This window comes from Breoghania sp. L-A4 (genome assembly GCF_003432385.1).
GTDB lineage: Bacteria > Pseudomonadota > Alphaproteobacteria > Rhizobiales > Stappiaceae > Breoghania.
The window spans coordinates 289,441-308,594 of record NZ_CP031841.1 but is presented as its reverse complement, the minus strand read 5'-3'; the positions used below and the strand labels follow the sequence as shown (position 1 = coordinate 308,594).

The 19,154-nt window shown below is 64.6% G+C and carries 21 protein-coding genes and 1 tRNA gene; 18 read left to right on the top strand and 4 right to left on the bottom strand.

Features of this window, described 5'->3' with window-relative positions; all coding sequences use genetic code 11:
- The first annotated feature begins 180 nt into the window (after positions 1-180).
- Both D1F64_RS01490 and D1F64_RS01485 read left to right on the top strand, forming a co-directional pair.
- Positions 181-543, top strand: a complete 363-nt coding sequence (locus D1F64_RS01490; RefSeq protein WP_117410977.1) for a hypothetical protein — start codon at positions 181-183, stop codon at positions 541-543.
- 88 nt (positions 544-631) lie between these two features.
- On the top strand, positions 632-1,435 hold the full coding sequence (locus D1F64_RS01485; RefSeq protein ID WP_117410976.1) for an HAD-IIB family hydrolase: 804 nt from the start codon (positions 632-634) through the stop codon (positions 1,433-1,435).
- 56 nt (positions 1,436-1,491) lie between these two features.
- Here D1F64_RS01485 and D1F64_RS24170 read toward each other — a convergent pair whose 3' ends face one another.
- The gene (locus D1F64_RS24170; protein WP_248304574.1) at positions 1,492-1,971 is read right to left on the bottom strand and encodes a hypothetical protein; all 480 of its coding nucleotides are present in this window, start codon (positions 1,969-1,971) and stop codon (positions 1,492-1,494) included.
- 316 nt (positions 1,972-2,287) lie between these two features.
- On the opposite strand from D1F64_RS24170, the gene D1F64_RS24165 reads away from it, so the two are divergent.
- The 3 genes from D1F64_RS24165 (at position 2,288) to D1F64_RS01470 (ending at position 4,591) form a co-directional block, all read left to right on the top strand.
- Positions 2,288-2,710 carry a hypothetical protein gene (locus tag D1F64_RS24165; RefSeq protein ID WP_248304573.1) on the top strand — a complete coding sequence of 141 codons (423 nt, stop codon included), beginning with the start codon at positions 2,288-2,290 and terminating at the stop codon, positions 2,708-2,710.
- Between the two features lie 386 nt (positions 2,711-3,096).
- Entirely contained in the window at positions 3,097-3,534 is a 438-nt protein-coding gene (locus D1F64_RS01475) for a hypothetical protein (protein WP_117410975.1), read from the top strand.
- Positions 3,535-3,568: 34 nt separating this feature from the next.
- Complete coding sequence (locus tag D1F64_RS01470; RefSeq protein ID WP_117410974.1) at positions 3,569-4,591, top strand: 2-oxoglutarate and iron-dependent oxygenase domain-containing protein; 1,023 nt, start codon at positions 3,569-3,571, stop codon at positions 4,589-4,591.
- Between the two features lie 86 nt (positions 4,592-4,677).
- On the opposite strand, the gene D1F64_RS01465 is transcribed toward D1F64_RS01470, so the two are convergent.
- Together D1F64_RS01465 and D1F64_RS01460 are read right to left on the bottom strand one after the other, a co-directional pair.
- Positions 4,678-5,007, bottom strand: a complete 330-nt coding sequence (locus D1F64_RS01465) for an antibiotic biosynthesis monooxygenase (RefSeq protein ID WP_117410973.1) — start codon at positions 5,005-5,007, stop codon at positions 4,678-4,680.
- A gap of 84 nt (positions 5,008-5,091) precedes the next feature.
- The gene (locus D1F64_RS01460; RefSeq protein ID WP_162901221.1) at positions 5,092-7,068 is read right to left on the bottom strand and encodes a TonB-dependent hemoglobin/transferrin/lactoferrin family receptor; all 1,977 of its coding nucleotides are present in this window, start codon (positions 7,066-7,068) and stop codon (positions 5,092-5,094) included.
- Between the two features lie 342 nt (positions 7,069-7,410).
- Here D1F64_RS01460 and D1F64_RS01455 point away from each other — a divergent pair, with 342 nt between their 5' ends.
- From D1F64_RS01455 to D1F64_RS01440, 4 genes are all read left to right on the top strand, one after another.
- On the top strand, positions 7,411-7,548 hold the full coding sequence (locus tag D1F64_RS01455) for a hemin uptake protein HemP (protein ID WP_346432336.1): 138 nt from the start codon (positions 7,411-7,413) through the stop codon (positions 7,546-7,548).
- A gap of 8 nt (positions 7,549-7,556) precedes the next feature.
- Complete coding sequence (locus tag D1F64_RS01450; protein WP_117410970.1) at positions 7,557-8,414, top strand: ABC transporter substrate-binding protein; 858 nt, start codon at positions 7,557-7,559, stop codon at positions 8,412-8,414.
- A 67-nt stretch (positions 8,415-8,481) separates the two neighbouring features.
- Positions 8,482-9,573, top strand: coding sequence for an iron ABC transporter permease (locus D1F64_RS01445; RefSeq protein ID WP_248304572.1), 1,092 nt, complete (start codon positions 8,482-8,484; stop codon positions 9,571-9,573).
- A gap of 9 nt (positions 9,574-9,582) precedes the next feature.
- Positions 9,583-10,353 (top strand): heme ABC transporter ATP-binding protein, encoded by a 771-nt coding sequence (locus D1F64_RS01440; RefSeq protein WP_117410969.1) that lies wholly within the window; start codon positions 9,583-9,585, stop codon positions 10,351-10,353.
- Between the two features lie 484 nt (positions 10,354-10,837).
- Here the strand turns inward: D1F64_RS01440 and D1F64_RS01430 are convergent.
- Positions 10,838-10,927: transfer RNA gene (locus D1F64_RS01430), tRNA-Ser, on the bottom strand.
- 530 nt (positions 10,928-11,457) lie between these two features.
- Here D1F64_RS01430 and D1F64_RS01425 point away from each other — a divergent pair.
- The 9 genes from D1F64_RS01425 to rlmH all read left to right on the top strand — a co-directional run bounded on the left by D1F64_RS01425 (position 11,458) and on the right by rlmH (position 19,032).
- Positions 11,458-12,069 carry a 50S ribosomal protein L21 gene (locus tag D1F64_RS01425; RefSeq protein ID WP_117410968.1) on the top strand — a complete coding sequence of 204 codons (612 nt, stop codon included), beginning with the start codon at positions 11,458-11,460 and terminating at the stop codon, positions 12,067-12,069.
- 27 nt (positions 12,070-12,096) lie between these two features.
- The gene (rpmA, locus tag D1F64_RS01420; RefSeq protein ID WP_117410967.1) at positions 12,097-12,366 is read left to right on the top strand and encodes a 50S ribosomal protein L27; all 270 of its coding nucleotides are present in this window, start codon (positions 12,097-12,099) and stop codon (positions 12,364-12,366) included.
- A 62-nt stretch (positions 12,367-12,428) separates the two neighbouring features.
- Entirely contained in the window at positions 12,429-13,115 is a 687-nt protein-coding gene (locus D1F64_RS01415) for a GNAT family N-acetyltransferase (protein WP_248304571.1), read from the top strand.
- Between the two features lie 483 nt (positions 13,116-13,598).
- The gene (gene obgE / locus D1F64_RS01410) at positions 13,599-14,645 is read left to right on the top strand and encodes a GTPase ObgE (RefSeq protein WP_117410965.1); all 1,047 of its coding nucleotides are present in this window, start codon (positions 13,599-13,601) and stop codon (positions 14,643-14,645) included.
- Entirely contained in the window at positions 14,633-15,751 is a 1,119-nt protein-coding gene (proB, locus tag D1F64_RS01405) for a glutamate 5-kinase (protein ID WP_117410964.1), read from the top strand. The genes obgE and proB overlap by 13 nt, the downstream gene beginning before the upstream one ends.
- 60 nt (positions 15,752-15,811) lie before the next feature.
- Entirely contained in the window at positions 15,812-17,113 is a 1,302-nt protein-coding gene (locus tag D1F64_RS01400; protein ID WP_117410963.1) for a glutamate-5-semialdehyde dehydrogenase, read from the top strand.
- Entirely contained in the window at positions 17,110-17,775 is a 666-nt protein-coding gene (locus D1F64_RS01395) for a nicotinate-nucleotide adenylyltransferase (RefSeq protein ID WP_346432287.1), read from the top strand. The genes D1F64_RS01400 and D1F64_RS01395 overlap by 4 nt, the downstream gene beginning before the upstream one ends.
- Positions 17,776-18,015: 240 nt before the next feature.
- Positions 18,016-18,426, top strand: a complete 411-nt coding sequence (rsfS, locus tag D1F64_RS01390; protein ID WP_117414341.1) for a ribosome silencing factor — start codon at positions 18,016-18,018, stop codon at positions 18,424-18,426.
- A gap of 123 nt (positions 18,427-18,549) precedes the next feature.
- Positions 18,550-19,032 carry a 23S rRNA (pseudouridine(1915)-N(3))-methyltransferase RlmH gene (gene rlmH, locus D1F64_RS01385; protein WP_117410962.1) on the top strand — a complete coding sequence of 161 codons (483 nt, stop codon included), beginning with the start codon at positions 18,550-18,552 and terminating at the stop codon, positions 19,030-19,032.
- Positions 19,033-19,154 lie beyond the last annotated feature (122 nt).

Sequence of the window (19,154 nt, the reverse complement as noted above, 5' to 3'; positions counted from 1 at the left end):
GCGCGCGCCTTTTTGTTAGCGTCAAGGCACCGGCCGCCCCTCACGGGAGAGCAATGCCGCGCATGCGCCAATCTGTCGCTTGTCGCCAGACATGTCGCCAAACCACATCGACCGGATGTATATTCTTGGCTGCCCCGCACCGTCTGCGGCCGCGCGGGCAATGATCCGGGAGAGACACCCATGACCGATGCCGCGCCGACGGGCCTGACAATCCTTATCCGCAACCCGCTCCTCCGCCTGCTCGCCATCAACTGGCTGATCGGCTTCTGCGTGACGACGCTGGTCGTCTCCGGACTGCTCTACTGGGATGCCGGCGGGCTGTGGTCTTTGATCGCGCGCGCCGAAGCCCCGCTCGTGCCGCTGGCCATGCTGTTCTTCGGATTCCTCATCACCTTGTGCAGCGCCGCCATGGGCACCGCCATCATGGCCATGCCGAGCAAGGACGCCGAAACCCCTCCGGGACGGCCCAAGAAATTGTGGGCGAACGCGCATACCGTGCCCGCCGTGGCTGAGAGCGTATCCCGCCGCAGCGCGGCCCGCTGAAACTTTCCCTGCCGCGTGGCTTTCGCCTTTCCCGTATGGCCCGAATCCATGACAATGGAGGCCATTGGGCAGCAACAGGCGGCATTTGATGGCATCGCAACTCGTCGTCTTCTCGGATCTCGACGGAACGCTGCTCGACCACGACACCTATTCATTTGAACCCGCCCGCGAAGCGCTCGAAACCCTTCGGCGGCAGGGAATCCCGCTGATTCTGGCCACCAGCAAGACGGCCGCGGAAATCGGGCCCCTGCAGGACGCCATGGGCCTCCGGCATCCGGCCATCGTGGAAAACGGCGCCGGCCTCGTTGTGCCCGCAGGATATTTCGACGGCTGCGTGGCAGACGGCGCAGGCGTGCCCTACGCGGAGATCCGCCGTGCGCTCAAGGAAATGGATTCTGAATTGTCCGGGCATTTCATGGGTTTCGGCGACTGGAGCGTCGAGGATATCGCGCGCCGCACCAAACTCACGCTGGACGCGGCCGCCCGTGCCCGTGATCGGCGTTGGTCCGAACCGGGTCTTTGGGACGGCGACGATGCCGCGCTTGGGCGCTTCCGGGACGCTCTCAAACCCCTGCAGGCGGTGCGCGGGGGACGCTTTCTCACCCTCATGGGTCCCGGATCCAAGGCCGACCGCATGGCGGCCCTTTGCACATGCTACCGCGCGCAATTGGACGGCGATGTGCTCACCGTCGCTCTGGGTGATGCGCCCAACGATCGCGAGATGATCGAGGCAGCCGACATCGGCGTCATCGTTGCCAACCCCTCGCATCCCCCGTTGCCGCGGCTGCCGGGGGAGAGCGCCGGGACGATCCGGCGCACGGTTCTCGCCGGGCCCGCGGGATGGAACCGTGCCATACTCGACATCGTTGAAGAGCAGGCCCGGCCGCAATAGACAAGCGACGCCAGCCGAAGCAACGGCGGGCCCTCTGAGCGCATTGCGGTCGGAAATCAAATTGAGCCGCGGGCGACCAGAAAAAGGACAGACGAATGGGTGATTTCTTCCAGAACGGTGTCGTCGCGACGCTTCACAATCTCACCGACCAGCCGGTGGAAGCGCTGGAACGGCAACTGGTCGGCTTCTCCCGCTCGCGTCCCATCACGCTGATCCTGCCGTCGCTGTTCTCCGAGCTCGAGGGTCCGGCGCTCGGCAACATTCTCGATCATCTCGCGCAGGTGCCGTATCTGAGCGAAATCGTCATCGGGCTGGATCGCGCCAACGAGCAGCAGTTCCGCTTCGCCAAGGATTACTTCTCGCGCCTGCCGCAGGACCACACCATCCTGTGGAACGACGGACCGCGTCTGCAGGCCATCGACAAGCAACTCTCTGAGAGCGGGCTGTCGCCTCTGGAACCTGGCAAAGGCCGCAACGTGTGGTTCTGCATGGGCTACGTGCTGGCCTCGGGCAAGGCGGACGTCGTCGCCCTGCACGATTGCGACATCGTCACCTATTCCCGCGAGATGCTGGCGCGCCTCGTCTATCCGATCGCCAATCCCGGCTTCAACTACCTGTTCGCCAAGGGCTATTATCCGCGCATCGCCGACGGAAAACTGTCGGGCCGCGTCACCCGCCTGCTGGTGCGCCCCTGCTCATCGCCCTGCGCAAGACGCTGGGCCCCAAGGAATACCTCGAATATCTGGAAAGCTTCCGCTATCCGCTGGCCGGCGAATTCGCCATGCGCACCGCCATCGTGCCCGACATCCGCATCCCCTCGGACTGGGGCTGGAGATCGGCGTTCTGGCCGAGGTGCGCCGCAACGCCAATCCGCGCGCCATCTGCCAGGTCGACATCGCGGACGCCTACGACCACAAGCACCAGCCGCTGTCGGAGGACAATCCCGACACCGGCCTGTCGAAAATGTCGACCGACATCGCCAAGGCACTGTTTCGCAAGCTGGCAATCGACGGTGCGGTGTTCAGCCAGGACACCTTCCGCACCATCAAGGCCACCTATTACCGCACCGCGCTCGATCTCATGGAGATCTACTACAACGACGCCAAAATGAACGGGTTGAGCCTCGACCGGCACAAGGAAGAGCAAGCGGTGGAACTGTTCGCCGCCAACATCGTGGAGGCCGGGCAGACGTTTCTGGAAAATCCGATGGAAACCCCTTCATCCCCAACTGGAGCCGCGTCCAGAGCGCCTTCCCCGACCTGCTGCGCGAAATGAAGGAAGCCGTGGACGCCGACAACGCGGAGTGAGAGACGCGGCCTCCGGCCGTTACACCCGTGCCTCCAGCGCGGCGATGTCCACTGGTGTCCAGCTTCGGAAGAACGCAGTACCGTCAGCGCTCTGATGCTGCGTGGAGAAACCCCGGCGCGGGGAAGCGTGTCGAACAACATCGCGCGCACGCGCGTCGGCACGGTCGACAGCGTGATGACGCCGGTTTCGCCGCTAATCTCGCCGAAGCTGTACTCGCGCTCACACAGGGCGGCGATGACCCGGGCACGGTCGGAACCGTCGAGCGCCTCCGCCAATGAATCGGACCCGGCCAGGCGCGCGGGGCGGTCGCAGGCGAACAGAAAACGCCCCTGTGCGCGTATCAGAATCGCCAAATGGCCGTCGACGCCGGTGAACGCATTAGCGTGGACGACGGAATCCGGCTTTCCAATCCGCTGCCACAACTCAACGAAATCCGCCTCCACGCCGTGCTCAAAAAGCCCGTCGGAGCCGAAGGAGAGCGCCCCGATGTCCTTGCCCTTCTCGGGCCCCTGAAGGTTGATGAAGCGCCGCCAGGTGCATACGCCGCCTGTGACCGACGACAGGCCCGCAAAGCCTTCGCATTGGTCGCACAGCGCGAGCTGCTCGTCCGTCAAATCCTCAGATGTCAGGCCTTCGAATCCTTGCGCCAGGGCGCCGGGCACGCGCAGATCGGCATAGAGCCCTGGGCCCTGGAACCAGCGGACTTCGGTTGCGTGATCCTCGAACGTCGGCTGTGTGGCAGAAACCTCGATGTAGGCGCCGCCACAGGTCGCGGATGTCATCGTTTGTGACGGGTGCGGCGCCCGGGATCACGCAGCTTCCGCCTTGTGGCTGACGAAGGCGCCGATCACCTCGGCGCTCAGCGCCTCGGGCGTCGAGTTGCCGGTGATCGATCTTTCGGGATTGCACACGGGCCACCTGGAGGACATGGCCGCGGTGGCGACGGAGCTCGGAGAGGCGGCGCGCATATCGTGGTTCTTCTACATCAAGAACCACGGCGTGGATCAGAGCCTGATCGACGGGATCTTTGCCGCCTCGAAGCAGTTTCACGACCTGCCGCGGCGCACCAAGATGAAGAACTGGTCGGGATTTTCCACCCATCATCGCGGCTATGTGCCCTTCGAGGAGAACGGCACGAAATTTCCCAAGAAGATCAATTTCAACGAAGCATGGGACATGTCCTACGGGACGCCAGCCGACCACCCGGATTATCTGGCGGGCTGGCGGATGACCGGACCCAACATCTGGCCGGAGATCCCCGGCTGGCGCGACGCGGTGTCAGCCTATTACGACGCGATTTTCTCGCTCGGCCTGAAGATGTTGTCGGCGCTGGAATATGAACTCGGCGTGGAGCCAGACACGCTGAAGCGCCACATCAACAATCCGACGTCGCAGCTTCAGATGCTGAAATATCTCGAAAACGACATGCCGGCGTCCAACGACATGGTTGGCATCGACGCGCATTCGGATTTCGAGTGTTTCACGATTCTGCTTCAGGGCGGGCCGGGGCTGCAGGCGATGAACGTCGACGACTACTGGATGGAAGCGCCGCCGCTCGAGGGCACCTTCATCGTCAATATCGGCGACATCTTCGAGACCTGGTCGGGCGGCCAGTACAAGGCCACCCAGCACCGCGTGGTCAACACCGGCCGCGAGCGCTACTCGTTCCCGCTGTTCTTCGGGCTCGACTACGACGCAGTGGTGGAGCCGCTGCCCAAATTCCGCACACCGGAGACGCTGGCCAAATATCCGCCGATCGCCGCCGGCGAGCATCTGATGCGCATGACGGTTCATGCGTTCCGCTACATCGCGGACGCCCACGCCAAGGGCGAGTTTTCACTGGACTAAGAGGTGCCGGACTCCAATCCGTTCGCCCGCCAAGCCAAGCCGATCACGGACGTCCCGGGCCGCGCGGCGCGGCCCGGCGCCGGGCCTTACCGGCCTTCGGTGAGGATCACGTCGAAGCCTTCGAAATGCGGGCCGCCGAGGTACAGCGGCTTGTTCTGGCCGGCGTTCTTGTGCGCGTTCTTGAAGGCATCGGACTTCGTCCAGTCGACAAAATCCTGATACGACTTCCACACGGTGTGCGAGGCGTAGAGCGTGTGGTCTTCCTCGGTGCCGTCCTTGTGTTCGGGACCCTTCAGGAGCTGGAACTCGACGAAGCCCGGCAGCTCCTTGAGGTGCCGGTCGCGGTTCTTCCAGACGGTCTCGAATTCCTCTTCCGATCCGCTTTTGACGCGAAACCGGTTCATGGCGATATACATGCGTTCATCCCTGGTTTTGCGGAGAGGAACAGGTTCCTCTCCCGTTGGCGATTCATGTGCACCTTCCGATCACGAAAGGCCGGTTCAGCCACCCAGCCGGGCGCGCACGGTGAACTTGACCTCAAGTCCCTTGGCGGCGTCGCTGTCCAGATAGGGCGTGTATTGCTGGTCCAACAGATTGTCGACGTTGAGGCCGAGCGTCAGATCCTCGCGCGGCGAGTAGCTGGCGAAAAGGTTGACCAGATTGTAGGCCTTGCTCGGCGTGGTGGTGGAAACGTTGTCCTGCGCGGACACCGTTTCCCACTGCACGCCCAGTGTCGCCTTGTCCTCTAGGACATGGAAGCCGACGGTGGTCACCAGCTTGTCGGCCGGAATCGAATCCAGCGCGCCGCCGGTGTTGCGGTTCGTGCCGCGCTGATGCTGTCCGGCGAGGCCGACAAAACCCCAGGCCGCGTCATAATGGGCTTCCAGCTCGACGCCCTCGATACGGGCCTTGTCGATGTTCTGGTACTGATAGTTGCATGGCCCGAAGCAGGTAAACGGCCCGCTGCCGACGAGATCGATGAAGTCGTCGACGTCGTTGCGGAAGATCGCCGCCTTCATGCGCAGCCGGTCGCCGTCCACCAAGATCCCATTCCGCTTGAAGTTGACGCCCGCCTCGATGGTGTGCGCCGTTTCAGGCCGCAGGTTCGGATTGGGATTGAAGGCAAAGGCCGGAAAGGGATGCAAGCCGGAAATCAGCGTCTCGGTGACCGACGGCGCGCGGTAGCCTTCCGCGTAGGTGCCGTAGAGCGTCAGCCCCGAAAGCGCCATGCCCTCGAAGGGCGAGACGCCGACGGTGATCTTCGGTGAAACCCGTTGGCCGGAAGAGGACACCGCGCCGCCATCCAATTCATAGTGATCGAACCGCAGGCCGCCGATGACTTCCAGCCAGTCGGAATAGCTCACCGCATTCTGCACGAAGGCGCCAAACACGGTGCGCTCGCCGTTGGGAGTGAACAGAGCGCCGGTGCCGGCCGCATCCGTGACCTCGACCGTGTCCTTGAACGCGTCGACGCCTACGGTCAGCGCGTGATCGAAGGCGCCGGTTCCAAACCGTGAGGTGTTGTTGGCGTCGATGCCGATCGTATCGATGCCAAAGTCGCGCGTGTTGCCCGCGTTGGCACCGGTCAGATAGGTTTGCTCGAGATCGGTCGATGTCCAGTAGGTGCTGGCCACCAGATCGATCCAGTCGTTGTCGAGCGCCTCATAGTGGTAGTTGGCACTCAGCGTGTTGTCCTGAACCGTGTTGTCGTAATTGGTGCCGCCGGGATTGCCCGAACGATAGTCGGAGTTGTTGGTGATCGCGCCCAGCAGCAGCGTATGACCCTCGGCCGGCGTGATTTCCGCCTTCACGAGGCCGCTGGCGATGTCGCTGGTGGAATTGAAGACCTCGTTACCCTGACCGTCGGAGTATTTCCAGTTCTTGCGGTAGACGACGCTGCCGAGCACCGCGAAAGCGTCGGAAACGCGCGCCGCGCCGGTCAGCCCTTGGGAGAAGCCGTTGTTGGTGCTGAACTGGCTGAAATTCTGCACTCCCCAGGTCTCTCCATCGCGCAGGAAGGTGGAGGGTTTCTTGGTCTCGAAACTCACGACGCCGCCGATGGCGCCCGAGCCGTAGACGTTGGCCACAGGTCCGCGCACCACCGTGACGGTGTCGAGGAACTCCGGCTCCAGAAAGAACGCCCCGCCTTCCAGGCTGTGACCGCTGGTCTGGAAATTCTGCCGCGCACCGTCGATCGTGACCGCCACGCGGCCGTAATCCTGCAGGCCGCGGATGTTGACGGCGGCACCCGTTGAATCGGCGTCATGGCGGATCGCGATGCCCGGCACCGAGCGCAGCACGTCGGCGATCTTGTCCGCTTCGGTGCGCTGGATGTCCTCGGATGTCACCACGCTTTCCGAAGCGAGCGCATCGACGGCGGAGCCTTCGGTACGCGTCGCGTTGACGGTGATCGTGTCGAGCGAAACCACACCGGCTTCTTGAGCCGATGCCGCCTGCGTGAGGGGCCAGGTCGCCATTGCACTGCCTGCCAACAGCATGGCCGCGCGCCAATTCATTGATCGCATCGATCTTCTCTTTCTTGAGGGATGTCGATTTTTTGGCTGGCGGCCGCTGCGGGACAGCGGATGGGCTTGCTTCGGGTCCGGCGGCAGCGCCCCGTTGATGGCGACTGCGACCGCGGACATTGCCTTCGTATCCAAACATGAGTATGAGAGTCAAGTATATAGTCCTAACGGCGGTTAACCATTCGGCCGTTGCGACACGACCCAATACGCTCAAACACGGGAGATCTCCGGGCCATGTCTCGCCCCGAACCCAATTCCGGCGGCGACGCCGCAAGAACCGCTGATTCCCCGACCATGCGCACACCGCCCGAACCCATGACGATCAGCAGCGAAACCTTGTTCCAGGGCGCACGGGAAATCCGCATCACCCACGACGGTACGCTCTATCGCATGACCATTACCCGTCTGAACAAACTGATCCTGACCAAGTGAGATCCGGCATGCACCATTGTCTCTCCTCTTCCGGTCGCGGCCTCGCCGCGCTGGTTCTGCTCGCAGGTCTTGCGTTTTACGGCCAGCCCGCCAGCGCGGACGCCCCGAGAATCGTGTCCATTGGCGGCTCGGTCACCGAAATCGTCTACGCGCTGGGAGCGGAGGACCGGCTGGTCGCGGTTGACACCACCAGCACCTTTCCTGCCGAGGCCCGTGCGTTGCCCAGTGTCGGCTACATGCGCGCGCTAGCGGCCGAAGGCGTGCTGTCGCTGAAGCCCGATCTGATTCTGGCGATCGAGGGCTCCGGTCCGCCGCCGGTGATCGACGTGCTGAAAGCCGCCACTGTGCCTTTCGTGGAAATTCCCGAGGGTCATACGCCGGAGCGAATTCTGGCGAAAATCGGCGCGGTGGGCGCGGCGCTCAACATGCCGGAAAAGGCGGCGGCGCTGATAGTGACGGTGAAGGCGGACCTCGACGCGCTTCCCAGGGCTTCCGGCGAGCGTCCGGGGGTGCTGTTCCTGCTGTCGGCGACCGGCGGCAAGCCGATGGTCGCGGGCGCGGGCACTGCGGCCGACGCGATCATCGCGCTTGCCGGCGGCCGCAACGTTTTCGGACAGATCGAGGGCTACAAGCCGGTGACCCGCGAAGCGCTGATCGCCGCAAGCCCGGACATTGTGCTCACCATGCAGCGTCACGGCAGCACGCTGGACAAGACCGCGTTGGAAATTCCAGGCATGGAGCTGACGCCGGCGGGCCGCAACAAGGCGCTGATTTCCATGGACGGGCTGTACCTGCTCGGCTTCGGGCCGCGCACCGCGGCCGCCGCGCGCGAACTTGCGGACAGAATCGCGCAGGCCGCGCAATGAAACTGACCCGCGACCCCGATGGTGGTCATGACATGAGCAACGCCGCGCCACGCGCTGCGGAAGTCCCGTGCACGGGACGGACACGCCGCCGCGCCGCGCGCCGGCGGCGGCGCATCCCGCAGCGCGATCCTGGGCGGTGACCGTGGCGCTGATGGCGCTTCTTCTGTCCGTCACCGTCGCCTCCGTGCTCATCGGCCCTTCGGATATATCGCTTCAAGGCATGCTCGGCGCCGTGATCGAACGACTGGGCGACGATGTCGCCCCGCAATGGGTGCGCGAACAGGTGATTCTCTTCGAAATCCGATTGCCGCGCACGGTGCTGGGCTGTTTCGTCGGCGCAGGCCTGGCGGTGTCCGGCGCCATGATGCAAGGGCTGTTTCGCAATCCGCTCGCCGATCCGACGCTGATCGGCGTGTCGGCGGGCGCGGCGCTGGCCGCCGTCACCGTGATCGTGGTGATCAGCGGCATGAACCTGGCGATACCGCCGGCGTGGTCCGTGCATCTGTTGTCGCTGGCCGCCTTCGGCGGCGGACTGGTGACCACCTGGATGCTCTATGTGATCGCCACGCGCAGCGGGCGCACCTCGGTCGCCACCATGCTGCTGGCCGGCATCGCGCTCTCGGCGCTCGCCATGGCGCTCACCGGCGTGCTGATCTTCCAGAGCACCGACGACCAGATGCGCGATTTCACCTTCTGGAACATGGGCTCGCTGGGCGGCGCGACCTGGAACCGGGTGTTCGCGATGCTGCCGTTTGTGGCGATTCTGGCGCTGGCCATCCCCTTCCTCGGCGGCGGGTTGAACGCCCTGCTGCTGGGCGAGGCGGAAGCGTTTCATCTGGGTTTCGATCCGCAAAGGCTGAAGCGCGGCGTCATCGTGCTGACGGCCGCTGCGACCGGCGCCTGCGTCGCGTCCGCCGGCACCATCGGCTTCGTCGGCATCGTGGTGCCGCATGTGCTGCGGCTGGTCATCGGCGCGGACCATCGTCGCCTGCTGCCGGCCTGCGCGCTGCTGGGGGCGGCTTTGATGGTGGGCGCAGACATCATCAGCCGGGTGATCGTCGCGCCCGCGGAACTGCCCATCGGCATCATCACGGCGATTCTCGGGGTGCCGGTGTTCCTCTCCATCCTGCTGCGCCGCCGTTCGATCATTGATATCTAGGACCTTGTCATGCTGACCGCCGAAGACCTCCATGTCACCGCCGGCCGCGCGCAGCTTCTGCGTGGCGTCGGCATCGAGGCGCGCCCCGGTTCGGTGACGGCGATCATCGGCCCCAACGGCGCGGGCAAGTCGACGCTGCTCAGATGTCTGACCGGCGAGATGCGCCCGGCGCGCGGCCGTGTCAGCATTGATGGCCGGAACATCGGCGCATTGCGCGCCCATGAGCTGGCCGGGCGCCGCGCCGTGCTGCCGCAATCCTCGACCCTCTCGTTTCCATTCTCCGTGGCCGAGGTCGTCGGTCTGGGATTGCGCGGCAAGCGGCACGACGCGGCGCTGTGCGCGGAGATTTCAGCGCAGGCGCTGGAGCGGGTCGGCATGAGCCGGCATGCGCACCGGCACTACCAGACGCTATCAGGGGGCGAGCAGCAGCGGGTGCATTTGGCTCGCGTGCTGTCTCAGGTCTGGGAGCCCTGCGTCGAAGGTGTCGCGAACTACCTGCTGCTCGACGAGCCCACATCGAGCCTCGACATCCGCCACCAGCTCGACGTGCTGGAGCTGGCGGGCGATTACGCGCGGCGTGGCGGCGGGGTCGTCGTGGTACTGCATGATCTGGAAATGGCGCGGCTCTATGCCGATCATCTGGTGGTGCTGCAGCGCGGCGCGGTGGTCGCCCGCGGCGCGTCAGATTCAGTGGTGACGCCGGATCTGATCGCCTCTGTCTACGATCTCAGCGCGGAGATGATCGCGAAGCGCTGGCCGGCGTTGGCACGAGCGCTGTGATTCTGGCGGTTTGACGCGAATTGTCTGACGCTGGAACGGCATGCAAACGCCGGATTGGCCTGCTGGCTTTCATCAAACGGACATCGGGTGCACGTATCATACTTGGGACCGTTTCCAAGTACAGACTGCCCGTCTTCAAAGGGTTTGGGACAATTGGCGGCCTGCTCTGGTGAAGGCTCCGGCACATCACGGCTTTCACGTTAGACGGCGGTTGCCGACGGAACCACCTGCGCGCGATCGCGCAATGTGTCGAAGTTGACGAGCGCGAAGTGCGCATCACGGGATCGAAGATCGAGCTTCTGGGGACGCTGACCGCCGCAAGCGGCGCAGAAACGGCGGCAACCGGCGTGCCCGGTTTCATGCCGACGTGGCGGAGAGTTCGGAACGCAGTTCGAACTGGGAGCCAGGCGCGCGGCGGCGCGACCCCCGAAAGGGCGCGCCCGCGGAGCCGTCGAACGAAGCGAGATTGGCGCGAGCGAAATAGTGGCGGAGAGAGAGGGATTCGAACCCTCGGAACGCTTGCACGCTCAACGGTTTTCGAGACCGTCCCATTCAACCACTCTGGCACCTCTCCGCGGTGCGAGCCTTTGGCTAGCGGCGCGGACCATACACACGGGTTTCGCGGCGCGCAAGGGGCAATCCGGGACGGTGCACAGGCTGTGGGCGGCGGTGCGCGCATGTCGCCGGCAGCCCCGCAGAACATTGACAGCGCTTGAGTTTCGGCCGATTTACCCGCGCCTGAACGGCCGTCGGCCGGCCCTTGTGTGAAACGCACGCAGTGCCACGGCCGCGGCGTGGCGGACGCGGCCGCTGGAATGACCATTTGAATGGGCTGGCCGCGCGGGCCGGATTGCAGGCGTTGCGGCGCGGAAAATTATCGCCCGCGACGTTGACTCCGTGGCGCGAAACCGTATAGTCCGCGCACTTTCGCAAAGGCGGGGAAACTCCGTCCAACGCGCTGCCCGAGGCTCCCAGACGAAGCAATGTCGATGGCGCGGCTAGATCCGCCCCCGAGACACCGTCGCAAAAGTCCATGATCGCACCGATTCCGGGGCAATCGTGGCGCCGAAGGGCGTGCACACGAACGAATGAAGGAAGCCAGCGATGTTCGCTGTAATCAAGACCGGTGGCAAGCAGTACCGCGTTGCCGCCAATGACCTGCTGAAGGTCGAAAAGCTTTCCGGTGAAGCCGGTGACGCCGTGACGTTCGACGAAGTTCTGATGGTTGGTTCCGACACCGACACGACGATCGGCACGCCGACCGTCGAAGGCGCATCGGTTGCCGCCGAGGTGGTTGAGCAGGCGCGCAACAAGAAGGTCATCATCTTCAAGAAGAAGCGCCGCCAGAACTACCGCCGCAAGAAGGGTCATCGCCAGGAGGTGACCATGGTCCGGATCACCGATATCCTGACCGGCGGCGCGAAGGCTGCCAAGAAGGCCGCCGCGCCGAAGAAGGCGGAAGCCGCCTCCAAGGACGCGGCACCGGCCAAGGAAGCCGCTCCGGCCGCCGCCGGTGGCGACGACCTGAAGAAGCTGACGGGCCTCGGCCCGGCCATGGAGAAGAAGCTGAATGCCGCGGGTGTCTCCACCTACGCGCAGATCGCTGCCTTCTCGGCCGACGACGTCGCCCGCGTCGAGGACGAAACCGGCCTGAAGGGCCGTTTCGAACGCGACAACTGGATCGAACAGGCCAAGACCCTCGCCGCTGGCGAGTAACGGCGACCCGAGAGTAGGAGAGAAACCATGGCTCATAAAAAAGCTGGCGGTTCGTCGCGCAACGGTCGCGACTCGGCAGGCCGCCGTCTTGGCGTGAAGAAGTTCGGCGGCGAAGCCGTGATTCCGGGCAACATCATTCTGCGTCAGCGCGGAACGAAGTGGCATCCGGGCACAGGCGTCGGCCTCGGCAAGGACCATACGATTTTCGCCAAAGTCGACGGTCGAGTTGCGTTCCGCGCCAAGGCGAACGGCCGCACGTACGTATCCGTTGTCCCGGTGATGGAAGCAGCAGAGTAAAGCCGGCATATGATTTTCAAATCGCCGGTGTCACATCGACCCGGCGGTTGCAGGCAACCGTGATGAAGAAAGGGGAGATGGGACACCACCATCTCCCCTTTTCTTTGTGCGCCCAGGGACCGAGGTCCGAACGCGCGTCGTCTGAGTGGAGGACGATCATGATTGCTGATTGCAGGGAGTGCCCAGGCGGCGCTCCGTCATTGAGTACCGAGCGGCTCCGGCTGAATCGGCCGGAACTTGCGGATGTCGGCGACATCATCGCGCTCGCCAACAACCGCAAGGTGGCGGAAATGACGGCGCGCATGCCGTATCCCTATACGATGGAGGATGCGCGGCAGTGGATCGCGAAGGCGGAAACCGCCGGGGGCGGCCATGCGATTTTCGCGGTGCGACTGCAGACAACGGGCCGCCTTATCGGGGCCTGTGGCTACGGGCCCCTGTCCGGCGAAATGCGGGAGCCTCAGCTCGGATACTGGATCGGTGAACCGTTCTGGGGGCAGGGCTTCGCCACCGAAGCGGCGCACGCGGTGCTGGATCATGCGTTTGATGTCGGCGGGCACACCGAACTCGTCGGCGCCTGCCGGCCGACCAATCCGGCCTCGCGAAGGGTCCTGGAAAAATGTGGCTTCCAGTACCGCGACGGCGGCATGATCCGTTCGATCGCGGTGGGCGGCGCCGTGCCGGTTGAAAATTACGTGCTGGACCGCAAGTTGTGGGTGGCGCTGAAGGGCTGGGGCTCGGTGGCCTGACGCCTGCCGTCCATGAACATGCCGCGTGCCGCCGGGAAGACCTGTTGTGTCGTTCCCGGTCGCCTGCGGCGTCGAAGCGCAGACGGATTTACTAGAGCGTTTCCTTGTTGAATGGAACCATTCTGCGGAGATGAATTTTGTCGAGGATCAAGAGGATTGGCGAAGGGCATATCGCGGATATGGCCGAGACGGGCCTCGCCGATAATCGGGAAAATTCATCCCGCCCAAAGGGTTGGTCGAAACCGGCCGTCCGCCGCGTCAACGGCCTCCGCCGTAGCATGGGCTACGCCGTTCGCCCGTTTCCTCGCGGATCGAACCGGTTTGGACCAACAGAATTGATTCCATTTAACAAGGAAACGCTCTAGAGGCACGCGGAAGATCTGTCGAAAGCCTGGCCAATCGGCTATTTACCTTTCTTGCGTCCTTTTGGACGCGGCGGCATCCGGAAACCACCGGGCGTTGCAATGAATTCGAGATGAGACAATGAAGTTCCTGGATCAGGCGAAAGTCTTTGTGCGATCGGGCGACGGCGGCGGCGGCTCGCTGAGTTTCCGGCGTGAGAAATCCATTCAGTACGGCGGACCGGACGGCGGCGACGGCGGACGCGGCGGCGATGTCTGGGTGGAATGCGTCGACGGACTCAACACGCTGATCGACTACCGCTACCAGCAGCATTTCAAGGCCAAGACCGGCGGCCACGGCATGGGCAAGAACCGCACCGGTGGCAAGGGTGACGACATCACCCTTCGGGTGCCCATCGGCACCCAGATCCTGGAAGACGATAACGAGACGGTGCTCGCCGACCTGACGGCGGTGGGTCAGAAGCTTCTGCTGCTGCGCGGCGGCAACGGCGGTTTCGGCAACGCGCACTTCAAGACCTCGGTGAACCAGGCGCCCCGGCGCGTCAATCCCGGTCTCGATGGCCTGGAACGTTGGATCTGGCTGCGGCTCAAGCTGATCGCCGACGCGGGTCTCGTCGGGCTGCCCAATGCCGGAAAATCGACGTTCCTGGCGGCTGTGTCTTCGGCCAAGCCCAAGATTGCCGACTATCCCTTCACCACGCTGCATCCCAATCTCGGCGTGGTTGGCATCGACGGACGCGAATTCGTCATGGCGGACATTCCCGGACTGATCGAGGGCGCGCATGAGGGTGCGGGCATCGGTGACCGCTTCCTGGGCCACGTGGAGCGCACCCGGGTCCTGCTGCATCTGGTCGACGGCACACAGGATGATCCTGCGGAAGCCTACCGGATCATTCGCGGCGAACTGAGCGCCTACGGTCATGGTCTGGCGGAAAAGCTCGAGATCGTCGCCATGACCAAGCTGGACGCCATGAACGAGGATGTGCGCACGGAGAAGCTTGCGGCCCTTGCCGCTGTGACGCCCACGCCACCGCTGGCGATTTCGGCCGCCTCCGGCGAAAATATCCAGGAGACACTCCGCGAGATCATCCGCACCGTCGGCCACGCCGACGCCGCGCAGGCGATCGCCGAGGAGCCGGCCGGCGATCCCGAGGAGTGGCACCCGTGAAGCGGACGTTTGCGGCGCGAAGCCGCATCGTCGTGAAGATCGGCTCGGCGTTGCTTGTCGAGGCCGGGCAGTTGCGGCGCGCCTGGCTTGAAGCGCTGGCGGATGACCTGGCGGCCCTTGTCGCCCGGGGCTGCGAAGTGATGATCGTCTCCTCGGGCGCCATCGCGCTGGGGCGCGGTGTGCTTGGCCTGCCGGCCGGCGCGCTCAAGCTCGAGGAAAGCCAGGCGGCGGCGGCGGTCGGCCAGATCGCGCTCGGCCACGCCTATGCCGAGGTACTCGGCGAACGCGGCATGACGGCGGGTCAGTTGCTGCTGACACTGGGCGACACCGAGGAGCGCCGCCGCTATCTCAACGCGCGCGCGACCATTCACATGCTGTGCAAGCTGAAGGCCGTGCCGGTCATCAACGAAAACGACACGGTGGCCACCAGCGAGATCCGCTATGGCGACAACGACCGGCTGGCGGCGCGCGTCGCCACCATGGCCAGCGCCGACACGCTGGTGCTGCTGTCCGATGTCGACGGGCTTTACACCGCGCCGCCAGCGCTCGATCCCGATGCACGGTTTGTCGAGACGGTGGAGCGGGTGACGCCGGAGATCGAGGCGATGGCGGGTGCGGCGGGATCGGAGCTGTCACGCGGCGGCATGAAAACCAAGATCGATGCCGCGCGGATCGCCACCAACGCCGGCACCACAATGGTGATCGCCTCCGGCAAGCGGCTCAATCCGCTGGCCTATGTGGCCGACGGCGGCCGCGCGACCTGGTTCACCGCGCAATCGACGCCGGCCACCGCCCGCAAGACCTGGATCGCGGGGCATCTGGAAACCCGCGGCAGCGTGTCGGTAGATGCGGGCGCGGCGAAAGCGCTTGGATCCGGCCGCAGCCTGCTGCCCGCCGGCGTCACAGCCGTCAAAGGCGGATTCCAGCGCGGCGACGCGGTGTGTATCCTGAATGAAACCGGACGCGAAATCGGCCGCGGGCTGGTCGCCTACGATCACGCCGATGCGGCGCGGCTGGTTGGCCGCAACACGAATGAGATCGAGGCCATCCTGGGCTATGCCGGGCGTGCCGTGATGATCCACCGCGACGATATGGTGCTCGACTGATATCATTGGCCAAAACGGATCGCGGAGCCCAGATGGCCAGGGACGCAAGGAAACAGGGCGATGCTGAACGAAGCCGCAACGGCGCAGGACGTGGAAACAGCCGAGGATGTCGGCGCGATCATGACCCGGATCGGCGCGGACGCCCGCGCCGCCGCCCGGACGCTCGCAACCACGCCGGCCAGCCGCAAGGATGCGGCACTGCATGCCATGGCCGCCGCCATTCGCGCCAATGCGAATGCCATCCTTGCCGCCAACGCGAAGGACCTCGCCGCCATGCGTGCCCAAGGCCAGACGGCGGCGTTTCTCGATCGCGGCACACTCGATGACGCGCGCATCGAGGATATGGCCGCCGGGATCGAGGCGATTGCCGCGCTGGACGATCCTGTGGGCACCGTGATCGGCGAATGGGAGCGGCCCAACGGGCTGAAGATCGAGCGCGTGCGCACGCCGCTGGGTGTTATTGGCGTGATCTACGAAAGCCGTCCCAATGTGACGGCGGACGCGGGTGCCCTGTGCGTGAAGGCCGGCAATGCGGTGATCCTGCGCGGCGGCTCCGACAGTTTCCATTCTTCCTCGGCGATTGCCGATTGCCTGCGTCAGGGGTTGGCGGAAGCCGGTCTGCCCGAAGCCGCGATTCAGCTTGTTCCGACCACCGATCGCGCCGCCGTGGGCGCCATGCTCGGCGGGCTGGACGGCAATGTCGACGTCATCGTGCCGCGCGGCGGCAAGAGCCTGGTCGGCCGGGTGCAGAGCGAAGCCCGCGTCCCGGTCTTTGCCCATCTGGAGGGCCTGGTGCATGTCTTCATCGACAAGGATGCGGATCTGGACAAGGCGGTGAAGATCGTCGTCAACGCCAAGATGCGGCGCACCGGCATTTGCGGCGCGGCCGAAACCCTGCTGATCGACAGGGCCTGCGTGGACACCCATCTCGTGCCGCTGGTTCAGGCGCTGATCAATGCGGGCTGCGAGATCCACGGCGATGCGGAAGTTCAAGAGCGCGTGGCCGATGTGATCCCCGCGACCGACGCTGACTGGAGCACGGAATATCTCGACGCGATCATCGCGGTGAAGGTCGTCGACGGGCTGGATGCGGCGATAGATCACATCGAGACGTTGGGCTCGCACCACACCGACGCGATCATCACTGAAAACGCGCAGGCCGCGGAGACATTCCTGAGCCAGGTGGATTCCGCCATCGTCGTGCACAATGCCTCGACCCAGTTCGCCGACGGCGGCGAGTTCGGCATGGGCGCCGAGATCGGCATCGCCACCGGGCGCATGCATGCGCGTGGCCCCGTTGGCGTCGAACAGCTCACAAGCTTCAAGTATCAGGTGCGCGGCACCGGTCAGATCCGCCCGTGACGGATGCCGGGCGGCCCCCGACGACTCTGCGTCAGCAGCTCGAGGGTGCGCCCGCGCCCGAATGGATGCGCTTGCCGCCGGCCGGCCACGGCCAGCGCATCGGCCTGTTCGGCGGCTCGTTCAACCCGCCGCACAGCGGACATGCCCACGTGAGCCGCATTGCCCTGCGGCGGTTGCGACTGGATGCGGTGTGGTGGCTGGTCACACCGGGCAATCCATTGAAAAATCACGACGAACTCGCGCCACTACAAGCCCGTGTTCAGGCCTGCAAAGAGATTGCGGGCGATCCGCGCGTGCATGTGACGGCCTGGGAAGCGCTGCTGGGCACCGCCTATACGGCACAGACCATTGCCGCGTTGACGCAACGCCGGCCGGATCTGCGTTTCACTTGGATCATGGGTGCCGACAATCTGGCGGGCTTCCACCGCTGGCAAAACTGGCGCGACATCGTCGAGCGGCTGCCGGTGGCGATCGTCGACCGGCCGGATTCCACGCTCGCGGTGCTCGGGTCCCGGCTGGCCCATGCTTATGCCGCGCAGCGCGTCCCAGAGCGTGACGCCTCCGCGCTGGCCGCGATGCGGGCGCCCGCCTGGACCTTCCTACACGGACCGCGAGACCCGATTTCATCGACCGAATTGCGTCGCCGTTCGGCAACAACCTGAGATTTCCGTAACCGTGCCTTTGGGAATGTCTTGAAATAGACGCATCCGAGAGCATATCCTGACAATAGAGTGGCTATATGGCCGCGCGTAGTATATGCGGCACACCACTCGAGAATGCGTTTGTTGGCCTGGTTCTATGGTATTGCTCCCGACGGTGTTGCACCCGAAGTGCAAACCCCATCGGGGATGTCGATGAACGCGGAACACGTAACGCATGGCGAAAAGGCTATACACCTGACCATGACATCTAAAAACGAGGGCGCGGTGCTCCGCGATCCTCATGAAGCAGCGATCCAGTCGAGTGATATCGCGGATCCGCTGTCTGTCGTCCTTGCCAGCCTTGATGATTCAAAGGCCGAGGACATTGTCTCCATCGACATTTTCGGGAAGACCGCCATCGCCGATCACATGATCGTCGCGAGCGGCCGGTCGCACCGTCATGTCAGCGCCGTCGCTGATCATCTCATCCGGGATCTCAAGAAGGCCGGTCTGGGCGCTCCGCGCGTCGAGGGATTGCCCCATTGCGACTGGGTGCTGGTCGATACCGGCGACATCATCGTGCATCTGTTCCGGCCCGAAGTGCGGAGCTTCTACAACATCGAGAAGATGTGGTCCGCCGAGACCGACACGCAGCCGCAGTACTCGAACTGACGTCTTCGGGAGCGCGCTGAAGGCGGCCGCTCGCGGATACGGCTGACGATGAACCCGAGCGGCCCGCGCGGCGCCCATCCTGGCGCTGTGGCGTCGCATCGGTTGTGACACAGAGACTGGCGCATGCGGATCACCATAGCCGGTATCGGCCGGATCAAGGCCGGTGCCGACAGGGATCTTCTTGCGCGCTATCTCGATCGCGCGCGCAAGAGCGGCCCGGCGCTGGGGTTCTCAGGTCCCGACATCATAGAACTGGCGGAATCACGCGCCTCCCGCGCGCAGGACCGCAAGCAGGCAGAAGCCGAAGCCTTGCTCGCCGCCCTTCCGGAGCGCTGCGTGCTGGTGGCGTTGGACGAGCGCGGCAAGACAATGCCAAGCCCGGATTTCGCCGCCCGCATCGGGCGCTGGCGCGATGACGGTGTCTCCGATCTCGCCTTTGTCATCGGCGGCGCGGACGGACACGGCGAGGCGCTTCTGGCGCGCGCCGATCTCAAGCTTTCCTTCGGCGCGATGACATGGCCGCACCAGCTCGTGCGCATTCTCCTCGCAGAGCAGGTTTACCGCGCCATATCCATCCTTGCGGGTCATCCATATCATCGTTCCTAAGAGCCGCTGGACCCGGCCTGAACACGTGCTGTTTACCAGGTGTGCACTGCGGCTACTGCGGACTCATCGCGCCTGTTTGTCGCCGCAATCTGCCGATACGAAGAAGAGCCCCCGGAATCTTA